Raw genomic sequence first — 21,182 nt, 5'->3', positions numbered from 1 at the left:
GCCGTCCAAAGCTTTTTTCTGACTTTAAATGATAAAATAGCTAAACAAAAAGCGGACATGATTGTCCGCTTTTTTTGAATCTAGTAAGTAAAGTTACTGGATAAAGTCTTTCAAAGATGTGTATCTTTTGAATCCCTATTCAGTCACTTCTACATTGGTTGATTATTTTTTACGATAATGTAAAACTGTTCCTACAGCTACGATAAGCATTGCAACACCAGCAACAGAAACAATTAGGCTATTACGTTCACCAGTGTTCGGAAGTCCTGGTTTGTCCCCAGTTGTTGAAACTGTTGTAGGTTCTCCAGTAGTTGTAGTGGTTGTTGAACTATTAGCTTCAGGAGTTGTTGTTTCCGAAGTTGAAGCTGTTGTATCTGCAGTTGGAGCTGTTGTCTCTGAAGTTGAACTTTCAGTAGTTGTAGTTGTAGAACTTGATTCTTCACTACTATTTTGACTAGTTGGCTCTTCAGGAGTTGTAGTAGTTGAAGTTGTAGTCTTAGGCTCTTCAGTCGTAGTTGTAGTGGATGAAGTTGTAGACTCAGGAGTCGTAGTTGTAGTAGATGAAGTCTTAGGCTCTTCAGTCGTAGTTGTAGTGGATGAAGTTGTAGACTCAGGAGTCGTAGTTGTAGTAGTTGAAGTTGTAGTCTTAGGCTCTTCAGTCGTAGTTGTAGTGGATGAAGTTGTAGACTCAGGAGTCGTAGTTGTAGTAGATGAAGTTGTAGACTCAGGAGTCGTAGTTGTAGTAGATGAAGTTGTAGACTCAGGAGTCGTAGTTGTAGTGGATGAAGTCGTAGACTCAGTAGTTGTAGTAGTAGATGTAGTCGTTGTTGAAGTTGTTACGTCACTATTGTAGACTTGTGCATCTGCTGAAGCAGCTTTGTTAACCCAAGTGTTTTCTTTGGTTACAGCTGTTTTGTGTTGATCACTTGTAAGAGAAGCAACATTTGTTACGCTCTTAATTTGATCAGCATGTTGTAGAAGTGTTTGGTATGATAGGGTAATTTCGTCTGTAGATGCAACTTTAAATTGGTCGCTAACCTTAGTCAAATCAAGTTTAAATCCATGTTCTGTCCACTCGATGTATGGTTCTAATGCAAGACCAGACATTGATACTCCGTTAACAACTAGAGTTTTACCATTGACTTTCAAGTCAAATGATGCTGGAAGGTATGTTCCACCTTTGAAGTATTGAGACACATCTTGACCTTTAGCAGATTTAATACGGCTATAGTCAAGTGCAGGAAGGTTAGGCATTTGGTCAGTAAAGACGATGCTTGAAGCAGCTTCTTTCTTGTCAACAGCATTGTTTACTGAGATGTGCCAGAACAAGAAACCATCAGTAGTCTTATCAGTTACTTCTAGGGTATCTCTCCAGTCTGGAATTCCTGTAGGTCCCCAAATTTTTTGAGCATGTTGCAAGTTAGTGTTATCTGTACCACCAGAATTATACTTCTTAATCGGAAGTAGGACTGGTACTGGACCTTGTCCAGAACGTCTGACAATTGCAGATTCTGAACCGATTTTAATGGAGCGTTCTTGGTCTTGACCAGTGGTGTTATCTCCATCCCATTTATACCAGAATGATACGTTTCCTTCAGCCCCTTTATTTCCTCCTTTTACAAAGGTAATAGTCAGAGTCTTACCGTCATCTGATACTTTTCCTGTTGCAATTTCTTCGCCACTAGCGTTTTTCATTGAGCTAAAAGCGGAAGAAGCAAACTTAACGTCCTCTGGCATAGAAATTGTGAATGTATCACCGACTTCTACGCCACCGTCAATTTCCCAGTGATATGAAATCTTTTCGCCTTCAGTTGTCACTTGAGAAATTTTCACTTGGCTGGTTAATTCTTTTGCTTGCGTTCTATATGCACCGATAGAAATTAGAAGTGCAAGAGCCGCAAATGCAGAAAAAACAGCAAAAAATAGCTTTTTCATTGATCCTCCTTTTTATAGTTTTTATAGTTGATATACCAAACAAGACAATTTTAGCACTAACATATTAAGCGGTCAAATAATACGACTTAACAATTTTTATAAAATATCTATAGAGTTATGTGAGATGAAAATATTGTAAAAATCATTTCAATCCTTCTTTCTATTTAAAAATATGATAAAATAGGTATGTTTGAACTAGAGCATTCGCTCAGAAATTTAGAATAGGAGAATATGATGCAAGCAGTAGAACATTATATTGAAAAATTTGTTCCTGAACATTATGATTTGTTTTTAGACTTGAGTCGTGAGACCAAGACGTTTTCAGGAAAAGTAACCATTACTGGTCAAGCTAAAAGTGACCGTATTTCTCTTCACCAAAAGGACTTGGAAGTTTCTTCAGTTGAAGTAGCAGGACAAGCTCGTCCATTTACAGTTGATAACGAAAACGAAGCCCTTCATATCGAACTTGCAGAAGCAGGTTCAGTTGATTTGGTTATTGCTTTTTCAGGTAAAATCACAGACAACATGACAGGAATCTATCCATCATACTACACAGTTGATGGAGTTAAGAAGGAAGTTTTGTCGACTCAGTTTGAGAGCCACTTTGCCCGTGAAGCCTTCCCATGTGTGGATGAGCCAGAAGCTAAAGCAACCTTTGACCTAGCACTTCGCTTTGACCAAGCAGAAGGCGAACTTGCCTTGTCAAACATGCCCGAAATTGACGTTGAAAACCGCAAGGAAACTGGCATCTGGAAGTTTGAAACTACACCTCGAATGTCCTCATACTTGCTAGCTTTCGTAGCTGGTGATTTGCAAGGGGTAACTGCTACAACTAAAAATGGTACTCTCGTTGGTGTTTACTCAACCAAGGCACACCCACTTTCAAACCTTGAGTTTTCATTAGATATCGCTGTTCGCTCAATCGAGTTCTACGAAGATTACTATGGAGTTAAGTATCCAATTCCTCAATCTCTTCATATCGCCCTTCCTGACTTCTCAGCAGGTGCTATGGAAAACTGGGGTCTCGTAACCTACCGTGAAGTCTACTTGGTTGTAGATGAGAACTCTACCTTTGCCAGCCGTCAACAAGTAGCCCTTGTCATTGCCCACGAGCTTGCTCACCAATGGTTTGGTAACCTAGTAACTATGAAATGGTGGGATGACCTCTGGCTCAACGAAAGCTTCGCCAATATGATGGAATACGTCTGTGTGGATGCCATCGAACCAAGTTGGAATATCTTTGAAGACTTCCAAACAAGTGGAGTGCCAGCCGCACTTAAACGTGATGCGACTGATGGTGTTCAGTCTGTTCACGTTGAAGTTAAACATCCAGATGAAATTAATACTCTCTTTGACTCTGCTATCGTTTATGCCAAAGGAAGCCGTCTTATGCACATGCTTCGTCGTTGGCTAGGAGATGCTGATTTTGCTAAAGGTTTGCGTGCTTACTTTGAAAAACACCAATACGGAAACACTATTGGTCGTGACCTTTGGAATGCCCTTGGTCAAGCATCAGGCCGTGATGTAGCAGCCTTTATGGATTCTTGGTTGGAGCAACCTGGTTATCCAGTTTTGACTGCTACAGTTGAAAATGATGTTTTGAAAATCTCACAAAAACAATTCTTCATCGGTGAACACGAAGATAAGAACCGTCTTTGGGTAGTGCCACTTAACAGTAACTGGAAAGGACTACCAGATACTCTCGAAACTGAAAGCATCGAAATTCCAGGTTATGCTGCGCTTCTTGCTGAAAACAAAACAGCTCTTCGTCTTAACACTGAAAACACTGCTCACTATATTACGGACTATCAAGGTGAATTACTGGATGCTATCCTTTCAGAATTAGTTGAACTTGATAATACAAGCAAACTTCAAATCGTCCAAGAACGTCGCTTGCTTGCTGAGGCAGGACACATTTCATATGCAGACTTACTTCCAGTCCTTGATAAACTTGCCAAGGAAGAATCTTACCTGGTTGTTGCTGCAGTTTCTCAAGTTATTAGTGCCCTTGAGCGCTTTATTGATGAAGGAACAGAAGTTGAGAAAGACTTTAATAACCTCATTGCTAAATTGGCTCGTCACAACTATGAACGACTTGGTTTTGAAGCAAAAGAGGGTGAATCTGATGAAGATGAATTGGTTCGTCAATTAACCATTTCTATGATGATTCGTTCAAATGATGAAGAAGCTAGTCAAGTTGCTAGTCAAATCTTTGCAGCTCATAAAGAAAATCTTGCAGGACTTCCAGCAGCTATTCGTGCTCAAGTTCTCATCAATGAAATGAAACATCATGAGACAAAAGAATTGGTAGCTCTTTACCTCGACCTATACACTCATGCCACAGATGCAGTCTTCAAACGTCAATTAGCAGCTGCGCTTGCATATTCTACAGATGCAGAAAACATTCAAACCCTTCTTGCAACTTGGAAGGACAAATTTGTTGTGAAACCACAGGACCTTTCAGCATGGTACCTCCAATTCCTTGGACATCAAGCTACCCAAGAAACTGTTTGGGTTTGGGCGCGTGAAAACTGGGATTGGATCAAGGCAGCCCTTGGTGGAGATATGAGCTTTGATAGCTTTGTCATTTTCCCATCACACATCTTTAAAACAGAACAACGTTTGGCAGAGTATAAAGCCTTCTTTGAACCACAACTTTCTGACCTAGCTCTTAGCCGTAATATCAGCATGGGTATCAAAGATATCGCAGCACGCGTTGAATTGATTAAACGTGAGAAAGCAGCAGTTGAAGCAGTTGTTGCACAATATGGCAAGGCTTAAAAACTTCTTGACTAAATAGAATATAAAAACTCAACTTTCTCTTAGAAAAACAAGGAAAGTTGAGTTTTTTTTAAGATATTTTTGCTATAATGGATATAATAAGGAGGAATTTTTGATGATTAAAATTCTATTAGTGGAAGATGACCTAGGCCTGTCAAATTCAGTCTTTGATTTTTTGGATGATTTTGCAGATGTTATGCAGGTATTTGATGGCGAAGAAGGTCTCTACGAGGCTGAAAGTGGCGTCTATGACCTGATTCTATTGGACTTGATGTTACCAGAAAAAAATGGTTTTCAAGTCTTAAAAGAACTACGTGAAAAAGGTGTTTCGACTCCTGTTCTCATCATGACAGCCAAGGAAAGTCTTGATGATAAAGGACATGGGTTTGAGCTGGGAGCAGATGATTATCTAACCAAACCTTTCTACCTTGAAGAACTCAAGATGCGTATTCAGGCCCTTCTCAAACGTTCTGGGAAATTTAACGAAAATACCTTAACGTACGGTGATTTGACAGTCAATCTGTCTACCAATGAAGTTAAGGTACATGATGCTGTTGTGGAGTTGCTTGGTAAAGAATTTGAACTCTTGGTTTATTTCCTCCAAAACCAAAATGTCATCTTACCTAAAACTCAAATCTTTGATCGATTATGGGGATTTGATAGTGACACAACTATTTCCGTTGTAGAAGTCTATGTATCAAAAGTTCGTAAGAAATTGAAAGGTTCAGTCTTTGCTGAGAACCTTCAAACCTTGCGTAGTGTTGGGTATATTTTAAAACATGTTTAATAAACTAAAAAAGAATTGGTATGCAGAAGATTTCAGCTACTTTATCCGTAATTTTGGAGTATTCACGCTGATTTTCTCTGCCATGACCTTGATTATCCTGCAGGTTATGCACTCCAGTCTCTATACGTCAGTGGATGAAAAACTCTTATCACTGAGCAAAAATCCCCAGGACATTATTCAATTAGCGGTAAATCGTGCGACTGAAGACGTAAAGGATTTAGATGGTGGGAATGTAGCTCCAGCTTCTGATAAAAAACCAAATGTGAGTTCCAATACTGAAGTGATTTTGCTGGATTCAAATTTGAATCAATTAGTGACTGGAAATCGCTTTTTAGGATTAGACAGAATTACTTTCAATAAAAAGGACTTAAACCATATTCGCCAACTTCATGTTGTGAATAGTTATGGTCAGGATGAGGTTTATCGTGTTGTCTTGACAGAAATGAATATTGATTCGGTATCGACCAATATCAAGTATGCTGCTATCCTGATTAACACGAGCCAACTCGAGCAGATTAGTCAAAACCACGAACAGTTAATCGTGGTGGTGATGGCAAGTTTTTGGATTCTATCTATCTTGGCCAGTCTTTATCTTGCTCGTGTCAGTGTGAAACCCTTGCTTGAAAGTATGCAAAAGCAGAAGAGCTTTGTGGAAAATGCCAGTCATGAATTACGGACGCCTTTAGCAGTTCTTCAGAACCGTCTGGAAACTCTTTTTAGAAAACCAGAGGCTACCATTCTGGAGTCAAGTGAGAGCATCGCTTCTAGTTTGGAAGAAGTTCGAAATATGAAGTTTCTAACGACTAACCTCCTTAATCTAGCGCGTAGAGATGATGGAATCAAGCCAGAGTTTGGGGAAGTAGAACCTGACTTCTTTAATACGACCTTTACCAACTATGAAATGATTGCCTCCGAGAATAATCGTATTTTTCGTTTTCAAAATCGTGTTCATCGCACCATTATCACAGATAAACTCCTTCTCAAGCAATTGATGACCATTCTGTTTGACAATGCGGTCAAGTATACAGAAGAAGAAGGCGATATTTATTTTGAGATTTCAACGACTGAACGCAGCCTCTATCTAACGGTAGCGGATAATGGTATCGGTATTTCTGCAGCCGATAAAAAGAAAATCTTTGATCGCTTTTATCGTGTTGATAAGGCCCGGACACGTCAAAAGGGTGGTTTCGGTTTAGGCTTGTCTTTAGCGAAGCAAATCGTCGATGCCCTCAAAGGCTCTATTAGTGTTAAAGATAACAAACCTAACGGAACAATTTTTGAAGTCAAGATAGCTATCTCAACACCGTCAAGACGAAAGAATAAATAAAAAAACCTTCGATGAATCGAAGGTTTTTATTTGAATTTTTTCTTGATAAAAGTGCGCTGCAATTGTAAAGCGAAAAGACTGAGGCCGATAGCCAAAGCAAATGATAAAACAGTGTTCAATTTTAGCGATAAGAACATAAAACTAAAGATAGCCAAAAAGACGCAGAAGCAAGCAATGTTTACAAAAAATAGGACTTCCTTTACACTAGCAACAGAAGTATTCTCTGGAACATAATCTTGAAACTGGGCAGTTTTTATACTTTCTTGTTCGAACTCATACGGGTGTAGTTTTCTTGCGGGCATATTTCTCTCCTTAACAATACATTACTATTTTATCATTTTTTAAAGAGAGAATTATTACAGGATTGTTACAAATTGCATAAAATCTGTTATCAAGGCCAATTTCGGTTTTCTTGACATGCTGATGGGAAAATGATAGGATGAGTAAACCGTTTAAACTTTATTATTTTTCTCTTATTTCAATGAGAGGAAATTTGATGGTTGAAACGAATAAAAATCATACACAAATGCAAATAAATTCAATTTTGAAGTAAGGACAGAATTTTTTTAAATTGTAATCAGTCTCACTTTTCTATATAGCTGATTTTTTGGAAATGTGGTATAATTTTCTCTATGGAAAAGATTATCATTACAGCAACTGCTGAAAGTATTGAACAAGTAAAACAGCTACTTGAAGCTGGTGTCGACCGCATTTATGTCGGTGAGAAAGATTTTGGACTTCGTTTGCCAACGACCTTTAGTCATGAAGAATTGCGTGAAATCGCAAAAATTGTCCATGATGCAGGCAAGGAATTAATCGTTGCAGTTAACGCTCTCATGCACCAAGATATGATGGACCGTATCAAGCCATTCTTGGACTTTTTAGAAGAAATCAAAACGGACTATATCACAGTTGGGGACGCAGGTGTTTTTTATGTGGTTAACCGTGATGGCTATTCATTTAAAACAATCTACGACGCGTCAACCATGGTAACCAGCAGTCGTCAGATTAACTTTTGGGGACAAAAAGCAGGTGCATCAGAGGCTGTTTTGGCGCGTGAAATCCCATCTGCTGAGCTCTTTAAAATGCCTGAAATTTTAGAAATTCCAGCAGAAGTTTTGGTATATGGAGCTAGTGTGATCCACCATTCTAAGCGTCCGCTCTTGCAAAACTACTATAATTTCACTCAAATCGATGATGAAAAATCTCGTCAACGTGATTTGTTCCTAGCTGAGCCAAGTGACCCAGAGAGTCATTACTCTATTTTTGAGGACAATCATGGAACCCACATCTTTGCTAACAATGACCTTGATTTGATGACCAAGTTGACCGAATTAGTAGAGCATGGGTTTACTCATTGGAAACTGGAAGGTCTCTACACTCCAGGACAAAACTTTGTGGAAATTGCAAAACTCTTTATCCAAGCGCGCAATTTGATTCAAGAAGGTAACTTTACACATGACCAAGCCTTTTTGCTCGATGAAGAAGTTCGTAAGCTCCACCCTAAAAATCGTTTCCTTGATACTGGATTTTACGACTACGACCCTGATATGGTTAAATAAACATCAAAAACCCGAAATAAAATGTTCGGGTTTTTCTAATATTTGGATGAATTTGAAGCGTATTCATGATATAATAGAAGTAGCTCTATTTGGAGGTATATAAGTGGAAGATCTGAAAAAAATGGCAGGGATTAAGGCTGCCGAGTTCGTCAAAGATGGTATGGTTGTCGGACTTGGGACTGGCTCCACTGCCTACTATTTCGTCGAAGAAATAGGTCGTCGTATAAAGGATGAAGGCTTACAGATTACAGCTGTAACAACTTCTAGTGTAACTAGCAAACAGGCAGAAGGCCTCCAGATTCCTCTTAAGTCTATTGATCAAGTGGAATTTGTAGACCTGACAGTCGATGGTGCAGATGAAGTAGACAGTCAGTTTAACGGAATCAAAGGTGGTGGGGGGGCCCTTCTCATGGAAAAGGTTGTCGCAACTCCATCTAAAGAATATATCTGGGTTGTTGATGAGAGCAAACTAGTTGAGAAACTGGGTGCTTTTAAATTGCCTGTAGAGGTAGTTCAATATGGTGCCGAACAGGTCTTCCGTCGATTTGAACGAGCTGGCTATAAACCGAGCTTCCGTGAAAAGGATGGCCAACGTTTTGTGACAGACATGCAAAACTTTATCATCGATTTGGCCCTGGAAGTGATTGAAGACCCAATTGCTCTTGGGCAAGAATTGGACCATGTCGTTGGTGTTGTCGAGCACGGCTTGTTTAACCAAATGGTGGACAAGGTCATCGTTGCTGGACAAAATGGCGTTCAGATTTTAACTTCAACAAAAGCAAAATAATCAAAAAAGGAGACACACTATGCCAAAATTTAATCGTATTCACTTGGTGGTACTAGATTCTGTAGGAATCGGTGCAGCACCAGATGCTAATAACTTTGTCAATGCTGGGGTTCCTGATGGTTCCTCAGACACTCTTGGACACATTTCAAAATCAGTAGGTCTGAATGTCCCAAATATGGCAAAACTTGGTCTTGGAAATATTCCTCGTGAAACACCATTGAAGACAGTTCCAGCTGAGAGCAATCCAACTGGTTACGCAACTAAGTTAGAAGAAGTCTCTCTAGGTAAAGATACCATGACTGGCCACTGGGAAATCATGGGACTTAATATCACTGAACCGTTCGATACTTTCTGGAATGGATTCCCAGAGGAAATCTTGACAAAAATCGAAGAATTCTCAGGTCGTAAGGTCATTCGCGAAGCTAACAAACCTTATTCTGGTACAGCAGTTATCGAAGACTTTGGACCACGCCAAATGGAAACAGGCGAGTTGATCATCTATACATCAGCTGATCCAGTTCTTCAAATCGCAGCTCACGAAGACATCATTCCTTTGGATGAACTCTACCGTATCTGTGAATACGCTCGTTCGATTACATTGGAGCGTCCAGCTCTTCTTGGACGGATCATTGCTCGTCCTTACGTTGGTGAGCCAGGAAACTTCACTCGTACGGCTAATCGTCGTGACTTGGCAGTTTCACCATTTGCACCAACTGTTTTGGACAAATTGAACGAGGCTGGTATTGATACATACGCGGTTGGTAAGATTAACGATATCTTCAACGGTGCAGGGATCAACCATGATATGGGCCACAACAAATCAAACAGCCACGGTATTGACAACTTGATCAAAGCGATGAAATCAGAAGATTTCAAACATGGTTTCTCATTCACCAACTTGGTTGACTTCGACGCTCTTTATGGACACCGTCGTAATCCTCATGGTTACCGTGATTGCTTGCATGAGTTTGATGAGCGCTTGCCAGAAATCATTGCAGCCATGCGTGAAGATGATCTTCTTTTGATTACGGCTGACCATGGTAACGACCCAACCTATGCTGGTACCGACCATACTCGTGAATATATTCCACTTTTAGCTTACAGTCCATCATTTAAAGGTAATGGATTACTTCCAGTTGGGCACTTCGCTGACATCTCAGCAACAATTGCGGACAACTTTGGTGTTGAAAAAGCCATGATAGGTGAAAGCTTCTTGGATAAATTAGTTTAAGATGATTCGCTACGCTTTACTTGTTAGAGGCATTAATGTCGGTGGAAAGAATAAGGTAGTCATGACTCAACTGCGTCAAGAATTGACGGAACTGAGATTAGAAAATGTTGAAACCTACATCAATAGTGGCAATATCTTCTTTGACACCAATATTCCTAGAATTCAGTTAGTTGAGGATTTAAAGGGATTCTTTGAAAGGCACTATCCATTTATCCAAAGTTTTTCCTTATTTTCTAACGAAGACTATGAAGAAGAGCTTAGAAATCTTCCTGATTGGTGGGACCATGAGATGGCTCGAAAGGATGTGCTCTTATACACTGAGGGCTTGGATGTGGATCAAGTTATCGAGAAAGTGAACAGTTTGGAACTGGTCGATGAAGAGCTTCATTTTGGAAAATTAGGGATCTTCTGGGGTAAATTGTCAGAAGCTAGCTACTCTAAAACAGCCTATCACAAGCACTTGCTTAAGATGCCTTTCTATGGCAATATTACCATTCGTAACGCTAATACCTTTGACAAAATTGGTCAATTTTTAAAACATAAAAAAGGAGATACCTAATGACATTTTTAAATAAAATCAATGAAACAGCAGCATTTTTGAAGGACAAAGGAATCGAAGCTCCTGAGTTCGGTTTGATCCTTGGTTCAGGTCTTGGAGAATTGGCTGAAGAAATCGAAAATGCAGTCGTAGTAGACTACTCTGACATTCCAAACTGGGGTCAATCAACAGTAGTCGGACACGCTGGTAAATTGGTTTATGGTGATCTTGCTGGACGTAAAGTCTTGGCCCTTCAAGGACGTTTCCACTTCTATGAAGGAAACCCATTGGAAGTGGTGACTTTTCCAGTTCGTGTCATGAAAGTGTTGGGATGTGAAGGAGTTCTTGTAACCAACGCTGCCGGTGGTATCGGCTTCGGTCCTGGTACCTTGATGGCAATCACTGATCACATCAACATGACAGGTCAAAACCCATTGATCGGTGAAAACTTGGATGAGTTTGGCCCTCGCTTCCCAGATATGTCGAAGGCTTACACTCCAGAATACCGTGTAACTGCACATGAAGTGGCTCAAAAACTTGGAATCAAACTTGATGAAGGTGTCTATATCGGTGTTACTGGTCCAACTTATGAAACACCTGCAGAAATTCGTGCCTATAAGACACTTGGCGCTGATGCTGTCGGAATGTCAACTGTTCCAGAAGTTATCGTTGCGGCTCACTCTGGCTTGAAGGTTCTTGGAATTTCATGTATTACTAACCATGCTGCTGGTTTCCAAGAAGAACTCAACCACGAGGAAGTTGTAGAAGTGACCGAACGTGTTAAAGGTGACTTCAAAGGCTTGCTTAAAGCGATTCTTGCTGAATTGTAAGATGATGAAAGCACGACTCCAAAGTCTGCCCTATGGCTGGCGTCTGCTTTTAGCGACCGTCGCTTTAGGAATAGGAACAGGTCTGGTCGGAATCGCCTGTCATTTTCTACTAGATGGCGTACAAAAGTTGGCTTTCGGCCAAGAACGATCTGATCTGCTCCAGCAATTTCGGGAAGCCGGAGGTCTTCGTAGATTTCTTGTCTTATCTGTGACAGGGCTTTTGGCAGCAGGATTCTGGTATGTTTTGCAGAAACGTTATAAGATCCTGTCTATTCGTAAGCAAATTGATCAGGTTGGAGATAGAGAACCAGCACCCCTAGCCCATATCCTTCATGCAAGTATGCAGGTTGCGATTGTCGGAGCTGGCGCTTCGGTCGGAAAAGAAGGAGCTCCACGTGAGGTTGGGGCACTTATAGCTGGTCGTTTGGGAAAAGTTTTGTCCTTGACGATCAAAGAGCAAAGAGTTTTGATTGCTTGTGGAGCTGGAGCGGGGTTAGCTGCGGTCTATCAGATTCCCTTTGCTAGTAGCTTGTTTGTCTTTGAGACCTTAGGGTTGTCCTATCGCTGGAAAAATGTCTTACTGGTCTTGTCCAGTACTTATCTAGCGGCTTGGGTGGCCCAACCAATCGTTGGTCATGGTGCTATTTACCACCTGTCGCAAGTTCATTGGTCAGCAAGTGGTTTCTTGCAGGCTGTCTTAGTGGCTCTATTGGTTACTCCATTGGCACTTGCCTTTCGTTTTCTAGCCAAACAGGCTAGTCGCAAACGGCGGAAGGATTGGACCATTCTATGGGCTCTGCCTTTAGCATTTATGGTGCTAGCTGGTATTGTGATCTTTTACCCGATTTTTATGGGGAATGGACAGGTTCTAGCTCAAGCCGTTCTATCAGGTCAACCATTTTCTAATCTAGCCTTGATCTTGGTCGTGAAAGGGCTCCTGGTCTATATCCTCTTGAGTAATGGTGCCTATGGGGGAACCTTGACGCCATCATTTGCCTTAGGAATTGGATCTGGTTATTTGGTGACCATGATTCTTTCTGCAGTTGGCGTTCTACTAGATCCTGCTCTAGGAATGTTGCTTGGAGCGACAGTCTTTTTAGGGACAACATTACAAGCTCCCATGACTGCCATTGCCCTAAGTCTTGGTTTTACAGGACAGAGCTGGGCCTTGATTCTACCGCTGGCACTATCTACTGGTGTGTCTTATGTGATTCAAAATAGATGGGAGAATAAACGATGAGAGTGCATTTTGTTTTGCACGAAACTTTTGAAGTACCTGGTGCCTATCTAAAGTGGGCGCAGGAGCGTGGTCATCAGGTGAAAATGACCAAGGTCTACGAGCGGGAAGCTCTACCTGAGACAGTGGATGAAATCGATTTTTTGATTGTCATGGGAGGACCACAATCGCCAGATGAGGATCGCGCAACCTTCCCTTACTATGATCCGCAAGCTGAGATTGAACTAATTCAAAAAGCTATGAAGGCGGATCGCTACATCGTTGGTGTCTGTCTTGGTGCGCAGCTCCTGTCTGTAGCTTATGGCGCAGAGTATGAACATAGTCCAGAACGAGAGATTGGTGTTTATCCGGTGGACCTAACCCTTGAAGGATTAGCAGATCCGAATGTCGCCTTATTTGGTGAGAGCTTTGATTCAGGACACTGGCATGGAGATATGCCGGGATTGACAGAGGATGCTGTTGTCCTTGCGACCAGTCAAGGTTGTCCACGGCAGATTATACGCTTCAGTCCTAAACACTATGCCTTCCAAGCTCACTTGGAATTTGATCCAGAAGCAGTCAATCTCTTAATTGCTGCAGATGGTGAAGCCGCTTTGGAAGCCCAAAGTCAAAAATTGCCATTTGTCGAAAAACCTGAAGCCATCCGTGCTTACGATTATCAAGAAATGAATGCAAAATTATACGCATTTTTGGATTCATTAACAAATTAAAAATAAGAGAGGAAGAGCATGTGTTCTAATTTGAACACGAGCGGAAAGCTTTTCTAAATAAAAAATATACACAGAAAGGAAGGGTTAACTGTATTCGCTGAACTGAATATGGGCGGAGAACTGTGGAAAAAAGATAAACTGTCTAGCATCTGTGATGCTTCGTCAGTTTCCTATTTTTCCTTTGTTCTCTGTCGCCCTTTATATCTTAAACATGTCTATCCATATTGCTGCTAAGCAGGGTGAAATTGCTGATAAAATTCTTCTTCCTGGGGATCCTCTTCGTGCGAAATTTATCGCTGAGAATTTCCTTGAAGATGCTGTTTGCTTTAACGAAGTCCGTAACATGTTTGGTTACACAGGAACTTACAAAGGTCATCGTGTATCTGTCATGGGTACTGGAATGGGGATGCCATCTATCTCCATCTATGCGCGTGAGTTGATTGTAGATTACGGTGTGAAGAAATTGATTCGTGTCGGAACTGCTGGTTCTTTAAATGAGGACGTACATGTCCGTGAATTGGTATTGGCACAAGCTGCTGCCACCAACTCAAACATCATCCGCAACGACTGGCCTCAATACGATTTCCCGCAAATCGCTAGCTTTGACTTGCTAGATAAGGCTTATCATATCGCCAAAGAGCTTGGCATGACTACGCACGTAGGAAATGTATTGTCATCGGATGTCTTTTATTCAAACTACTTTGAAAAGAATATCGAACTTGGTAAATGGGGCGTGAAAGCTGTCGAAATGGAAGCAGCAGCTCTTTACTATCTTGCGGCTCAACACCATGTTGATGCGCTGGCTATCATGACGATTTCAGACAGTTTGGTTAATCCAGATGAGGATACAACCGCTGAAGAACGCCAGAATACCTTCACTGATATGATGAAGGTTGGTCTAGAGACTTTAATTGCAGAATAAAAAGAAACACAAAAGGAAGACTTTCTGGATGAAAATCTTCCTTTTTTAGTCATTCAGCCCATGCTGACCTTAATGAAACGTTACTCTATTCTCTATTTTTAAGAGATTGCAAGAAACAATCAATCTCTGCTTGAGAATGAAGAATACGCAACTTTTCTGGGTAAGTATTGCTTAAGTGTTGGTATCTTTCCTTAGCATTTTTTGTTCGTCCATCCCAGAGAATCCAACGGATAAACTCCCAGTCAAAACGTTCAGGACACCCTGCAGCAATACTTTCTCTGACTTTTCCTCTGTATTTAAGATAACGCTTAAAGGCTCGAAGCAGACAATTCCAACGTGAGAAATTTAGAAAGATGATTTGATCTGCTTCTTTCATTCTTTCCTCGTAATAACACCAAGAATAATTACCATCAATCACCCAATCGGAATGTTCGGTGAGAAAATCTCTCATCTCTTTTAACATCCAATCGCGGTCACTGTCTACCCAGCCTGGCTGAAATTGAAGAGTGTCCATATGAAGTTTGGGAATGGAGTAGTAGCGAGACAATTTTTCTGCTAGAGTTGACTTACCTGCTCCAGAATATCCTATAATCGTAATTTTCATGATAACCTCCAAAAATTTGGTACAAAAAAAGCTCCGAAGAGCTCATTTTGTTTTCAGTTATTAATTAACCAAGTTTAGCAGCAAGACGTGCTTTATCACGGCTAGCTTTGTTTTTGTGGATCAAACCTTTAGTTTCTGCTTTATCGATGGCTGAGCTAGCAGCACGGTAAAGTTCTTCAGATGGGTTTGCTTCAAAAGCTTTGATAGCAGTACGCATAGCTGATTTTTGAGCTGAGTTCTTTTCGTTTTGTTTAACGTTCAATTCAGCGCGTTTGATAGCTGATTTAATGTTTGCCAATGTTCTTACCTCCATATTTACTAACTATACCATTATATCTGAAAACTGTTATTTTGACAAGGGGAAATCACTTTTTTAAATAAATTTCATCAATTTCATGATTTTTAGATTTATGAAGAATGACTTCAGCTCGATTTCTGGTCGGTTCGATGTAGTTTTGTAGATTGGTCAAATTAATACTTGTCCAAACTTGATGGGCAAAATCTTTTACTTCACTAATTGGTTGCTGGGTGAAACGATAGTAATAGTTGTTTGGATCATCTTGTGCAAAGCTAAGAAGTTTCAAGAAACGGTCCAAATACCAGCTCTCGATATCCTCGACTGCAGCATCTACATAGATTGAAAAATCGAAGAAGTCTGTAATATAAAGACGGCTGTTATGTGGTGTTTGAAAGACGTTGATACCTTCTACGATGACAAAATCCGCTGCTTGGACTCTTTGTGTTTTATCAGGTACGATATCGTAAATTTCGTGAGAATAAACGGGGATATCTACATCCTGACCGTTTTTAAGTTGATCAAGGAAATCGAGCAAGCTTTCCATATCATAACTCTCAGGGAAACCTTTTCGATTTAGGATATTTCGCTCGTTTAAGATACTGTTAGGATACAGAAAGCCATCAGTTGTCACTAATTCAACACTTGCTTCTGGAAAAATACGGGAAAGCAAAATTTGTAAGAGTCGGCTAGTAGTTGATTTGCCAACAGCGACACTACCTGAAATTCCGATAATAAAAGGCTGATTTTTACTCTCTCTTTGGAGAAAAATCCCTTTTGAAAAGGCTAGGTCTTCTTTGGAGCGTTTGTAGATTTGAATCAGATGAGCTAGCGGCAGGTAAATATCTGTTACATCTTGGAGACTAATCTGGTCATTAAAACTCTTGATCGAATCCAATTCCTCCTCGGTTAAAGGAGGTGTTGTCTTACGATGTAAAGATTGCCAAGTTCCTCGACTGATTTTTTCATAATGTATAAATTCGTTGGTCATAAATTTTCCTCGTTTGATACCTCAGTATACCATAATTTACAAAGAAAGACATCTGAATCATTTGAGAAAAAGCGCTTTCTTTGTTAGAATAGAGGTAGAATAAAGATCAAAAGAGGTGATGTTATGAGACTAGTAGTGAGTGATAAAATCCTAAAACTGACTAGCTTACTGGTTGTGATTCTGTGGTTATCTCCGACTTTAATTGAGTTTACTGTGAGTTTAGGAAGTCAAACCTATAGTTGGTCTGCCTTTGTCTTGTTATTCTTGCTACCAATTGTTGGTTTTATTTATTTGATTCTCGCCATTTTAACAAGAAAATGGTGGCTGATATTGATTGGTCTAGCTTGTCTATTTTCATTTTTTATTAGTATGTTCCTAGGTTATCTCTTCTTAGGTCCTTAGTTGGTATAGACCGTGTAAACGATTTAAAATATCTAAATTTTATGGTAAAATGAAACTATGAGTAAAATGTATTATGCAGAAAATCCAGATGCTGCCCATGATGTTCATGAATTAAGAGTGGAGCTACTTGGACAAAAGATGACCTTTTTGACAGATGCAGGTGTCTTTAGCAAAAAAATGATTGATTTCGGAAGTCAATTATTGTTAAGATGTGTCGATGTTGAAAAAGATGAAAAAATCCTTGATGTTGGTTGTGGCTACGGTCCAATAGGCTTGTCTTTGGTTAAAGCTTATGGTGCCCAAGCGACCATGGTGGATATCAATAATCGTGCCCTGGATTTAGCCCAGCAAAATGCAGTAAAAAACAATGTTCAAGCGACAATCTTCCAGTCCAATATTTATGAGCAGGTAGAGGGACAATTTAATCATGTCATTTCGAATCCACCTATTCGTGCTGGCAAGCAAGTCGTTCATGAAATCATCGAGAAAAGTATTGATTATCTTACGGATGGTGGAGATTTGACCATTGTCATCCAAAAGAAACAGGGAGCTCCCAGCGCCAAAAACAAGATGGAAGAAGTTTTTGGTAATTGCGAGGTTGTAAAGAAAGATAAGGGATATTATATCCTTAGAAGTGTGAAAGAATGAGAGCAGTAGACCTAATCCAGAAAAAAAGAGACGGCCAAGAACTCAGCTCAAGTGAAATCCAATGGTTGATTGAAGGCTATGTGGCAGGGACGGTTCCTGACTACCAGATGTCTGCCTTTGCTATGGCTGTTTATTTTAAAGGTATGACTACACAGGAGATTTCTGATTTGACTATGTATATGGTTAAAACAGGTCAGGAATTTGATTTATCTGCCATTGAAGGTATCAAGGTCGATAAACACTCAACTGGTGGAGTAGGAGATAAGGTCACTTTGATTTTAGCTCCCTTGGTTGCCAGTTTTGATGTTCCAGTTGCCAAGATGAGTGGTCGAGGTTTGGGTCATACTGGAGGCACTATCGATAAATTAGAATCTATCAAAGGATTTCAAGTCGAACGCAGTCAGGAAGACTTCATCAAACAAGTTCAAGATATTGGCGTTTCAGTCATTGGCCAATCTGATCAATTAGTCAAAGCGGATAAACTGCTTTATGCACTACGAGATGTTACAGCAACAGTTGATACCATCCCCTTGATTGCTAGTTCTGTCATGAGTAAAAAGATTGCAGCTGGCGCGGATGCTATTTTGCTGGATGTTACTGTCGGTGAAGGTGCCTTTATGAAAACAGTCGACGAGGCGCGTGAACTGGCTCAAACCATGGTGAATCTCGGAAAAGCTGTTGGTCGTAAGACTGTAGCAGTCATTACGGATATGAGTCAACCTTTGGGACGTGCCATTGGGAACCGCTTGGAAATTCTAGAAGCACTAGAAATTCTTCAGGGTAAAGGACGCGAGGATATTAGTCACTTTATCTGTGAGTTAGCTCAGATTATGCTTTCTCTGGCAAATGTTGAAAAAACAGTCGAGGAAGTAAGGCAACATCTTGAAAATGGTCAGGCACTCAAGAAATTTGAAGAGATGGTTCTAGCTCAGGGTGGAAACCTAGAAGACCTCTATCGTCCAGTAAAAGTTGACCATGTATTTGATATTCCTGCTCAAGAGGATGGTATTATCGCAGAACTTCCAGCCATGGAGTTTGGTCTTTTTGCCATGAGATTAGGTGCTGGTCGTGCAGTCAAAACAGATGCTCTTGATTATGAAACAGGAATTGTTTTTGAGAAGAAAGTTGGAGAATCAGTCAAAAAAGGTGAAATTGTCGCAAAAGTATATGCAAATGGCAAAATTTCTCCGGAACTAGTTACAGATTTCCAAAAATATGTTAAAATTAAAATAAGTGATGAAGCGATAAAAACACGTGAAATCATTGAAATTATCTCCTGATTTAAGGAAAAACCGAAATGAAATTAAATAAATACATTGATCATACGCTTTTAAAGCAAGATGCAACCGAACAACAAATCAATCGTTTGCTATCTGAAGCAAGAGAGTACGATTTTGCAAGTGTTTGTGTCAATCCATGCTGGGTTTCTCATGCAAAAGCAGGTCTAAAGGATACAGATGTTAAAGTTTGTACCGTTGTAGGTTTCCCTCTTGGAGCTACAACTTCAGCTGTTAAGGCTTATGAAACCAAAGAAGCTATCCAAAATGGTGCTGACGAAATCGATATGGTTATTAACGTTGGTGCACTAAAGTCAGGAAACGCTGGATTAGTTGAGTCAGATATTCGAGCAGTTGTTGAAGCAAGCGGAGACAAACTCGTTAAGGTGATTATTGAGGCTTGTTTGTTGACAGATGAGGAAAAAATTCTCGCTTGTCAACTAGCCCAGAAAGCAGGAGCAGACTTTGTCAAGACCTCTACAGGTTTCTCAACAGGTGGTGCAACACTTCCAGATGTTCAATTAATGCGCCAGACAGTTGGACCGGATATGGGTGTCAAAGCTGCTGGTGGAGCTCGTTCTTATGCAGATGCTGTTGCTTTTGTTGAGGCAGGAGCTACTCGTATCGGAACATCGTCTGGTGTAGCAATCCTTAAAGGAGAATTAGCTGATGGTGACTACTGAGTTGATTGATTTAGCAATTGAAACTAGTAAAAAAGCCTATGTGCCCTACTCACATTTCCCAATTGGTGCCGTATTGGTTGCCAAGGATGGAAGTGTTTATACTGGAGTCAATGTCGAAAACGCTAGCTTCTCTTTGACCAACTGTGGCGAAAGAACAGCTATCTTTAAGGCGGTTTCTGAAGGACAACGAGACTTCTCAGAATTGATAGTCTATGGTCAAACAGAAAAACCGATTTCGCCTTGTGGTGCTTGTCGCCAAGTCATGGCCGAATTTTTTAAACCAGATCTAAAGGTGACTCTAGTCGCCAAAGATAAAACGACGGTCGAGATGACGGTCGGGGAATTACTTCCATATTCTTTTACAGACTTGCATTAGTCTGTGTCACTCCCTGAGTGACAAGGGTCCTTGTGACCTATCTATCCATACTTGCAACTTAGTTGCTCATCTTATTTAGGAGGTTCAGTAATGAACAAGAAACAATGGCTAGGCCTTGGTCTAGTTGCAGTAGCAGCATTTGGACTTGCTGCATGTGGTAATCGCTCTTCTCGTAACGCAGCTTCATCTTCTTCTGATGTGAAGACTAAAGCAGCTATCGTTACAGATACTGGTGGTGTTGATGACAAATCATTCAACCAATCAGCTTGGGAAGGTCTTCAAGCTTGGGGTAAAGAACACAACCTTGAAAAAGATAAAGGTTATACTTACTTCCAATCAACAAGTGAAGCTGACTACGCAAACAACTTGCAACAAGCAGCTGGAAACTACAACTTGATCTATGGTATTGGTTTTGCACTTAAAAATGCAGTTGCTGATGCTGCCAAAGAACATACAGATATAAACTATGTTTTGATTGACGATGTGATCAAAGATCAAAAAAATGTTGTAAGTGCTACTTTTGCTGATAACGAAGCAGCATACCTTGCAGGTGTCGCTGCAGCTAAAACTACTAAAACAAAACAAGTTGGTTTTGTAGGTGGTATGGAATCTGAAGTTATTTCTCGCTTCGCAGCTGGTTTCAAAGCTGGTGTTGAGTCAGTTGACCCATCTATCAAAGTTCAAGTAGACTACGCTGGTTCATTTGGTGATGCTGCTAAAGGTAAAACAATTGCTGCAGCTCAATACGCTGCAGGTGCAGACGTTATCTACCAAGCAGCTGGTGGTACTGGAGCAGGTGTCTTCTCTGAAGCTAAATCTTTGAACGAAAGCAAAAATGAAGACGAAAAAGTTTGGGTTATCGGTGTAGACCGTGACCAAGTTGATGAAGGTAAATACACTTCTAAAGATGGTAAAGAAGCTAACTTCGTACTTGCTTCTACTTTGAAACAAGTTGGTACAGCTGTAAAAGACCTTGCTAACAAAGCTGAAAAAGGTGAATTCCCTGGTGGTCAAGTTATCGTTTACTCATTGAAGGATAAAGGTGTTGATTTGGCAATGACAAACCTTTCTGAAGAAGGTAAAAAAGCTGTTGAAGATGCAAAAGCTAAAATCCTTGATGGTAGCATCAAAGTTCCTGAAAAATAATTGATGGAAGTCATTTCTTAGGAAGCGGTCTTGGGCCGCTTCTTTAAGAATTGAGGCAAATCGTTTTGTCTCAATAGAGCTTGCTAAGTTTCTTTAGCAGGTTTTATTGAAAC

22 protein-coding genes are annotated in these 21,182 nt (G+C 40.3%); 17 read left to right on the top strand and 5 right to left on the bottom strand.

The features are described from left to right. Positions 1 to 162: 162 nt before the first annotated feature. Positions 163 to 1,935 (bottom strand): Ig-like domain-containing protein, encoded by a 1,773-nt coding sequence (locus AC3E9F_RS06155; RefSeq protein ID WP_490672930.1) that lies wholly within the window; start codon positions 1,933 to 1,935, stop codon positions 163 to 165. A gap of 234 nt (positions 1,936 to 2,169) precedes the next feature. Between AC3E9F_RS06155 and AC3E9F_RS06150 the strand changes: the two genes are divergently transcribed. The 3 genes from AC3E9F_RS06150 to AC3E9F_RS06140 all read left to right on the top strand — a co-directional run bounded on the left by AC3E9F_RS06150 (position 2,170) and on the right by AC3E9F_RS06140 (position 6,830). Continuing rightward, a complete protein-coding gene (locus AC3E9F_RS06150; protein ID WP_490672929.1) occupies positions 2,170 to 4,716 on the top strand; it encodes a M1 family metallopeptidase in 2,547 nt (848 codons plus the stop codon). Between the two features lie 115 nt (positions 4,717 to 4,831). Next, positions 4,832 to 5,503 (top strand): response regulator transcription factor, encoded by a 672-nt coding sequence (locus AC3E9F_RS06145; protein ID WP_263393434.1) that lies wholly within the window; start codon positions 4,832 to 4,834, stop codon positions 5,501 to 5,503. Beyond that, positions 5,496 to 6,830 (top strand): sensor histidine kinase, encoded by a 1,335-nt coding sequence (locus AC3E9F_RS06140; RefSeq protein WP_490672928.1) that lies wholly within the window; start codon positions 5,496 to 5,498, stop codon positions 6,828 to 6,830. Before AC3E9F_RS06145 ends, AC3E9F_RS06140 begins: the two co-directional genes overlap by 8 nt. A 26-nt stretch (positions 6,831 to 6,856) precedes the next feature. Here the strand turns inward: AC3E9F_RS06140 and AC3E9F_RS06135 are convergent, their stop codons facing one another. Then, positions 6,857 to 7,132, bottom strand: a complete 276-nt coding sequence (locus AC3E9F_RS06135) for a DUF3270 domain-containing protein (RefSeq protein ID WP_263393436.1) — start codon at positions 7,130 to 7,132, stop codon at positions 6,857 to 6,859. Positions 7,133 to 7,462: 330 nt separating this feature from the next. Here AC3E9F_RS06135 and AC3E9F_RS06130 point away from each other — a divergent pair, with 330 nt between their 5' ends. From AC3E9F_RS06130 to deoD, 8 genes are all read left to right on the top strand, one after another. Continuing rightward, positions 7,463 to 8,392, top strand: coding sequence for a peptidase U32 family protein (locus AC3E9F_RS06130; protein ID WP_049495927.1), 930 nt, complete (start codon positions 7,463 to 7,465; stop codon positions 8,390 to 8,392). A 103-nt stretch (positions 8,393 to 8,495) separates the two neighbouring features. Continuing rightward, positions 8,496 to 9,179 carry a ribose-5-phosphate isomerase RpiA gene (gene rpiA / locus AC3E9F_RS06125; protein ID WP_263393437.1) on the top strand — a complete coding sequence of 228 codons (684 nt, stop codon included), beginning with the start codon at positions 8,496 to 8,498 and terminating at the stop codon, positions 9,177 to 9,179. Positions 9,180 to 9,198: 19 nt separating this feature from the next. After that, complete coding sequence (locus AC3E9F_RS06120) at positions 9,199 to 10,410, top strand: phosphopentomutase (RefSeq protein WP_214261742.1); 1,212 nt, start codon at positions 9,199 to 9,201, stop codon at positions 10,408 to 10,410. A gap of 1 nt (position 10,411) precedes the next feature. After that, on the top strand, positions 10,412 to 10,969 hold the full coding sequence (locus tag AC3E9F_RS06115) for a DUF1697 domain-containing protein (RefSeq protein ID WP_263393438.1): 558 nt from the start codon (positions 10,412 to 10,414) through the stop codon (positions 10,967 to 10,969). Then, positions 10,969 to 11,778 carry a purine-nucleoside phosphorylase gene (locus tag AC3E9F_RS06110; RefSeq protein ID WP_214261744.1) on the top strand — a complete coding sequence of 270 codons (810 nt, stop codon included), beginning with the start codon at positions 10,969 to 10,971 and terminating at the stop codon, positions 11,776 to 11,778. Before AC3E9F_RS06115 ends, AC3E9F_RS06110 begins: the two co-directional genes overlap by 1 nt. A gap of 4 nt (positions 11,779 to 11,782) precedes the next feature. Beyond that, positions 11,783 to 13,018, top strand: coding sequence for a chloride channel protein (locus AC3E9F_RS06105; RefSeq protein ID WP_263394526.1), 1,236 nt, complete (start codon positions 11,783 to 11,785; stop codon positions 13,016 to 13,018). Next, the gene (locus AC3E9F_RS06100; protein WP_263393439.1) at positions 13,015 to 13,725 is read left to right on the top strand and encodes a glutamine amidotransferase-related protein; all 711 of its coding nucleotides are present in this window, start codon (positions 13,015 to 13,017) and stop codon (positions 13,723 to 13,725) included. The genes AC3E9F_RS06105 and AC3E9F_RS06100 overlap by 4 nt, the downstream gene beginning before the upstream one ends. A 211-nt stretch (positions 13,726 to 13,936) precedes the next feature. Beyond that, entirely contained in the window at positions 13,937 to 14,647 is a 711-nt protein-coding gene (deoD, locus tag AC3E9F_RS06095; RefSeq protein ID WP_000022080.1) for a purine-nucleoside phosphorylase, read from the top strand. An 85-nt stretch (positions 14,648 to 14,732) separates the two neighbouring features. On the opposite strand, the gene AC3E9F_RS06090 is transcribed toward deoD, so the two are convergent. The 3 genes from AC3E9F_RS06090 to coaA form a co-directional block, all read right to left on the bottom strand. Continuing rightward, positions 14,733 to 15,251 (bottom strand): DNA topology modulation protein, encoded by a 519-nt coding sequence (locus AC3E9F_RS06090; RefSeq protein WP_263393440.1) that lies wholly within the window; start codon positions 15,249 to 15,251, stop codon positions 14,733 to 14,735. Positions 15,252 to 15,315: 64 nt separating this feature from the next. Beyond that, entirely contained in the window at positions 15,316 to 15,564 is a 249-nt protein-coding gene (gene rpsT / locus AC3E9F_RS06085) for a 30S ribosomal protein S20 (protein WP_029689628.1), read from the bottom strand. Positions 15,565 to 15,616: 52 nt separating this feature from the next. Then, a complete protein-coding gene (gene coaA, locus AC3E9F_RS06080; RefSeq protein ID WP_006148720.1) occupies positions 15,617 to 16,537 on the bottom strand; it encodes a type I pantothenate kinase in 921 nt (306 codons plus the stop codon). 123 nt (positions 16,538 to 16,660) lie between these two features. Here coaA and AC3E9F_RS06075 point away from each other — a divergent pair, with 123 nt between their 5' ends. The 6 genes from AC3E9F_RS06075 (at position 16,661) to AC3E9F_RS06050 (ending at position 21,069) form a co-directional block, all read left to right on the top strand. Continuing rightward, positions 16,661 to 16,939 (top strand): 1,4-dihydroxy-2-naphthoate prenyltransferase, encoded by a 279-nt coding sequence (locus AC3E9F_RS06075; protein ID WP_263393442.1) that lies wholly within the window; start codon positions 16,661 to 16,663, stop codon positions 16,937 to 16,939. A 57-nt stretch (positions 16,940 to 16,996) separates the two neighbouring features. Then, positions 16,997 to 17,587, top strand: a complete 591-nt coding sequence (locus AC3E9F_RS06070) for a class I SAM-dependent methyltransferase (RefSeq protein WP_263393443.1) — start codon at positions 16,997 to 16,999, stop codon at positions 17,585 to 17,587. Next, a complete protein-coding gene (locus AC3E9F_RS06065; RefSeq protein ID WP_263393444.1) occupies positions 17,584 to 18,867 on the top strand; it encodes a pyrimidine-nucleoside phosphorylase in 1,284 nt (427 codons plus the stop codon). Before AC3E9F_RS06070 ends, AC3E9F_RS06065 begins: the two co-directional genes overlap by 4 nt. Positions 18,868 to 18,884: 17 nt before the next feature. Next, positions 18,885 to 19,547: a deoxyribose-phosphate aldolase gene (gene deoC, locus AC3E9F_RS06060; RefSeq protein ID WP_263393445.1), complete on the top strand. Its 663-nt coding sequence runs from the start codon at positions 18,885 to 18,887 to the stop codon at positions 19,545 to 19,547. Continuing rightward, positions 19,534 to 19,923, top strand: a complete 390-nt coding sequence (locus tag AC3E9F_RS06055) for a cytidine deaminase (RefSeq protein WP_263393446.1) — start codon at positions 19,534 to 19,536, stop codon at positions 19,921 to 19,923. Before deoC ends, AC3E9F_RS06055 begins: the two co-directional genes overlap by 14 nt. 90 nt (positions 19,924 to 20,013) lie before the next feature. Continuing rightward, positions 20,014 to 21,069 (top strand): BMP family lipoprotein, encoded by a 1,056-nt coding sequence (locus AC3E9F_RS06050; protein WP_214261754.1) that lies wholly within the window; start codon positions 20,014 to 20,016, stop codon positions 21,067 to 21,069. Positions 21,070 to 21,182: the final 113 nt, after the last annotated feature.

Source organism: Streptococcus sp. SCPM-O-B-15277 (M60) (assembly GCF_058200335.1).
The sequence above is the reverse complement of the archived record's forward strand: the minus strand, read 5'-3'. Positions and strand labels throughout refer to the sequence as shown.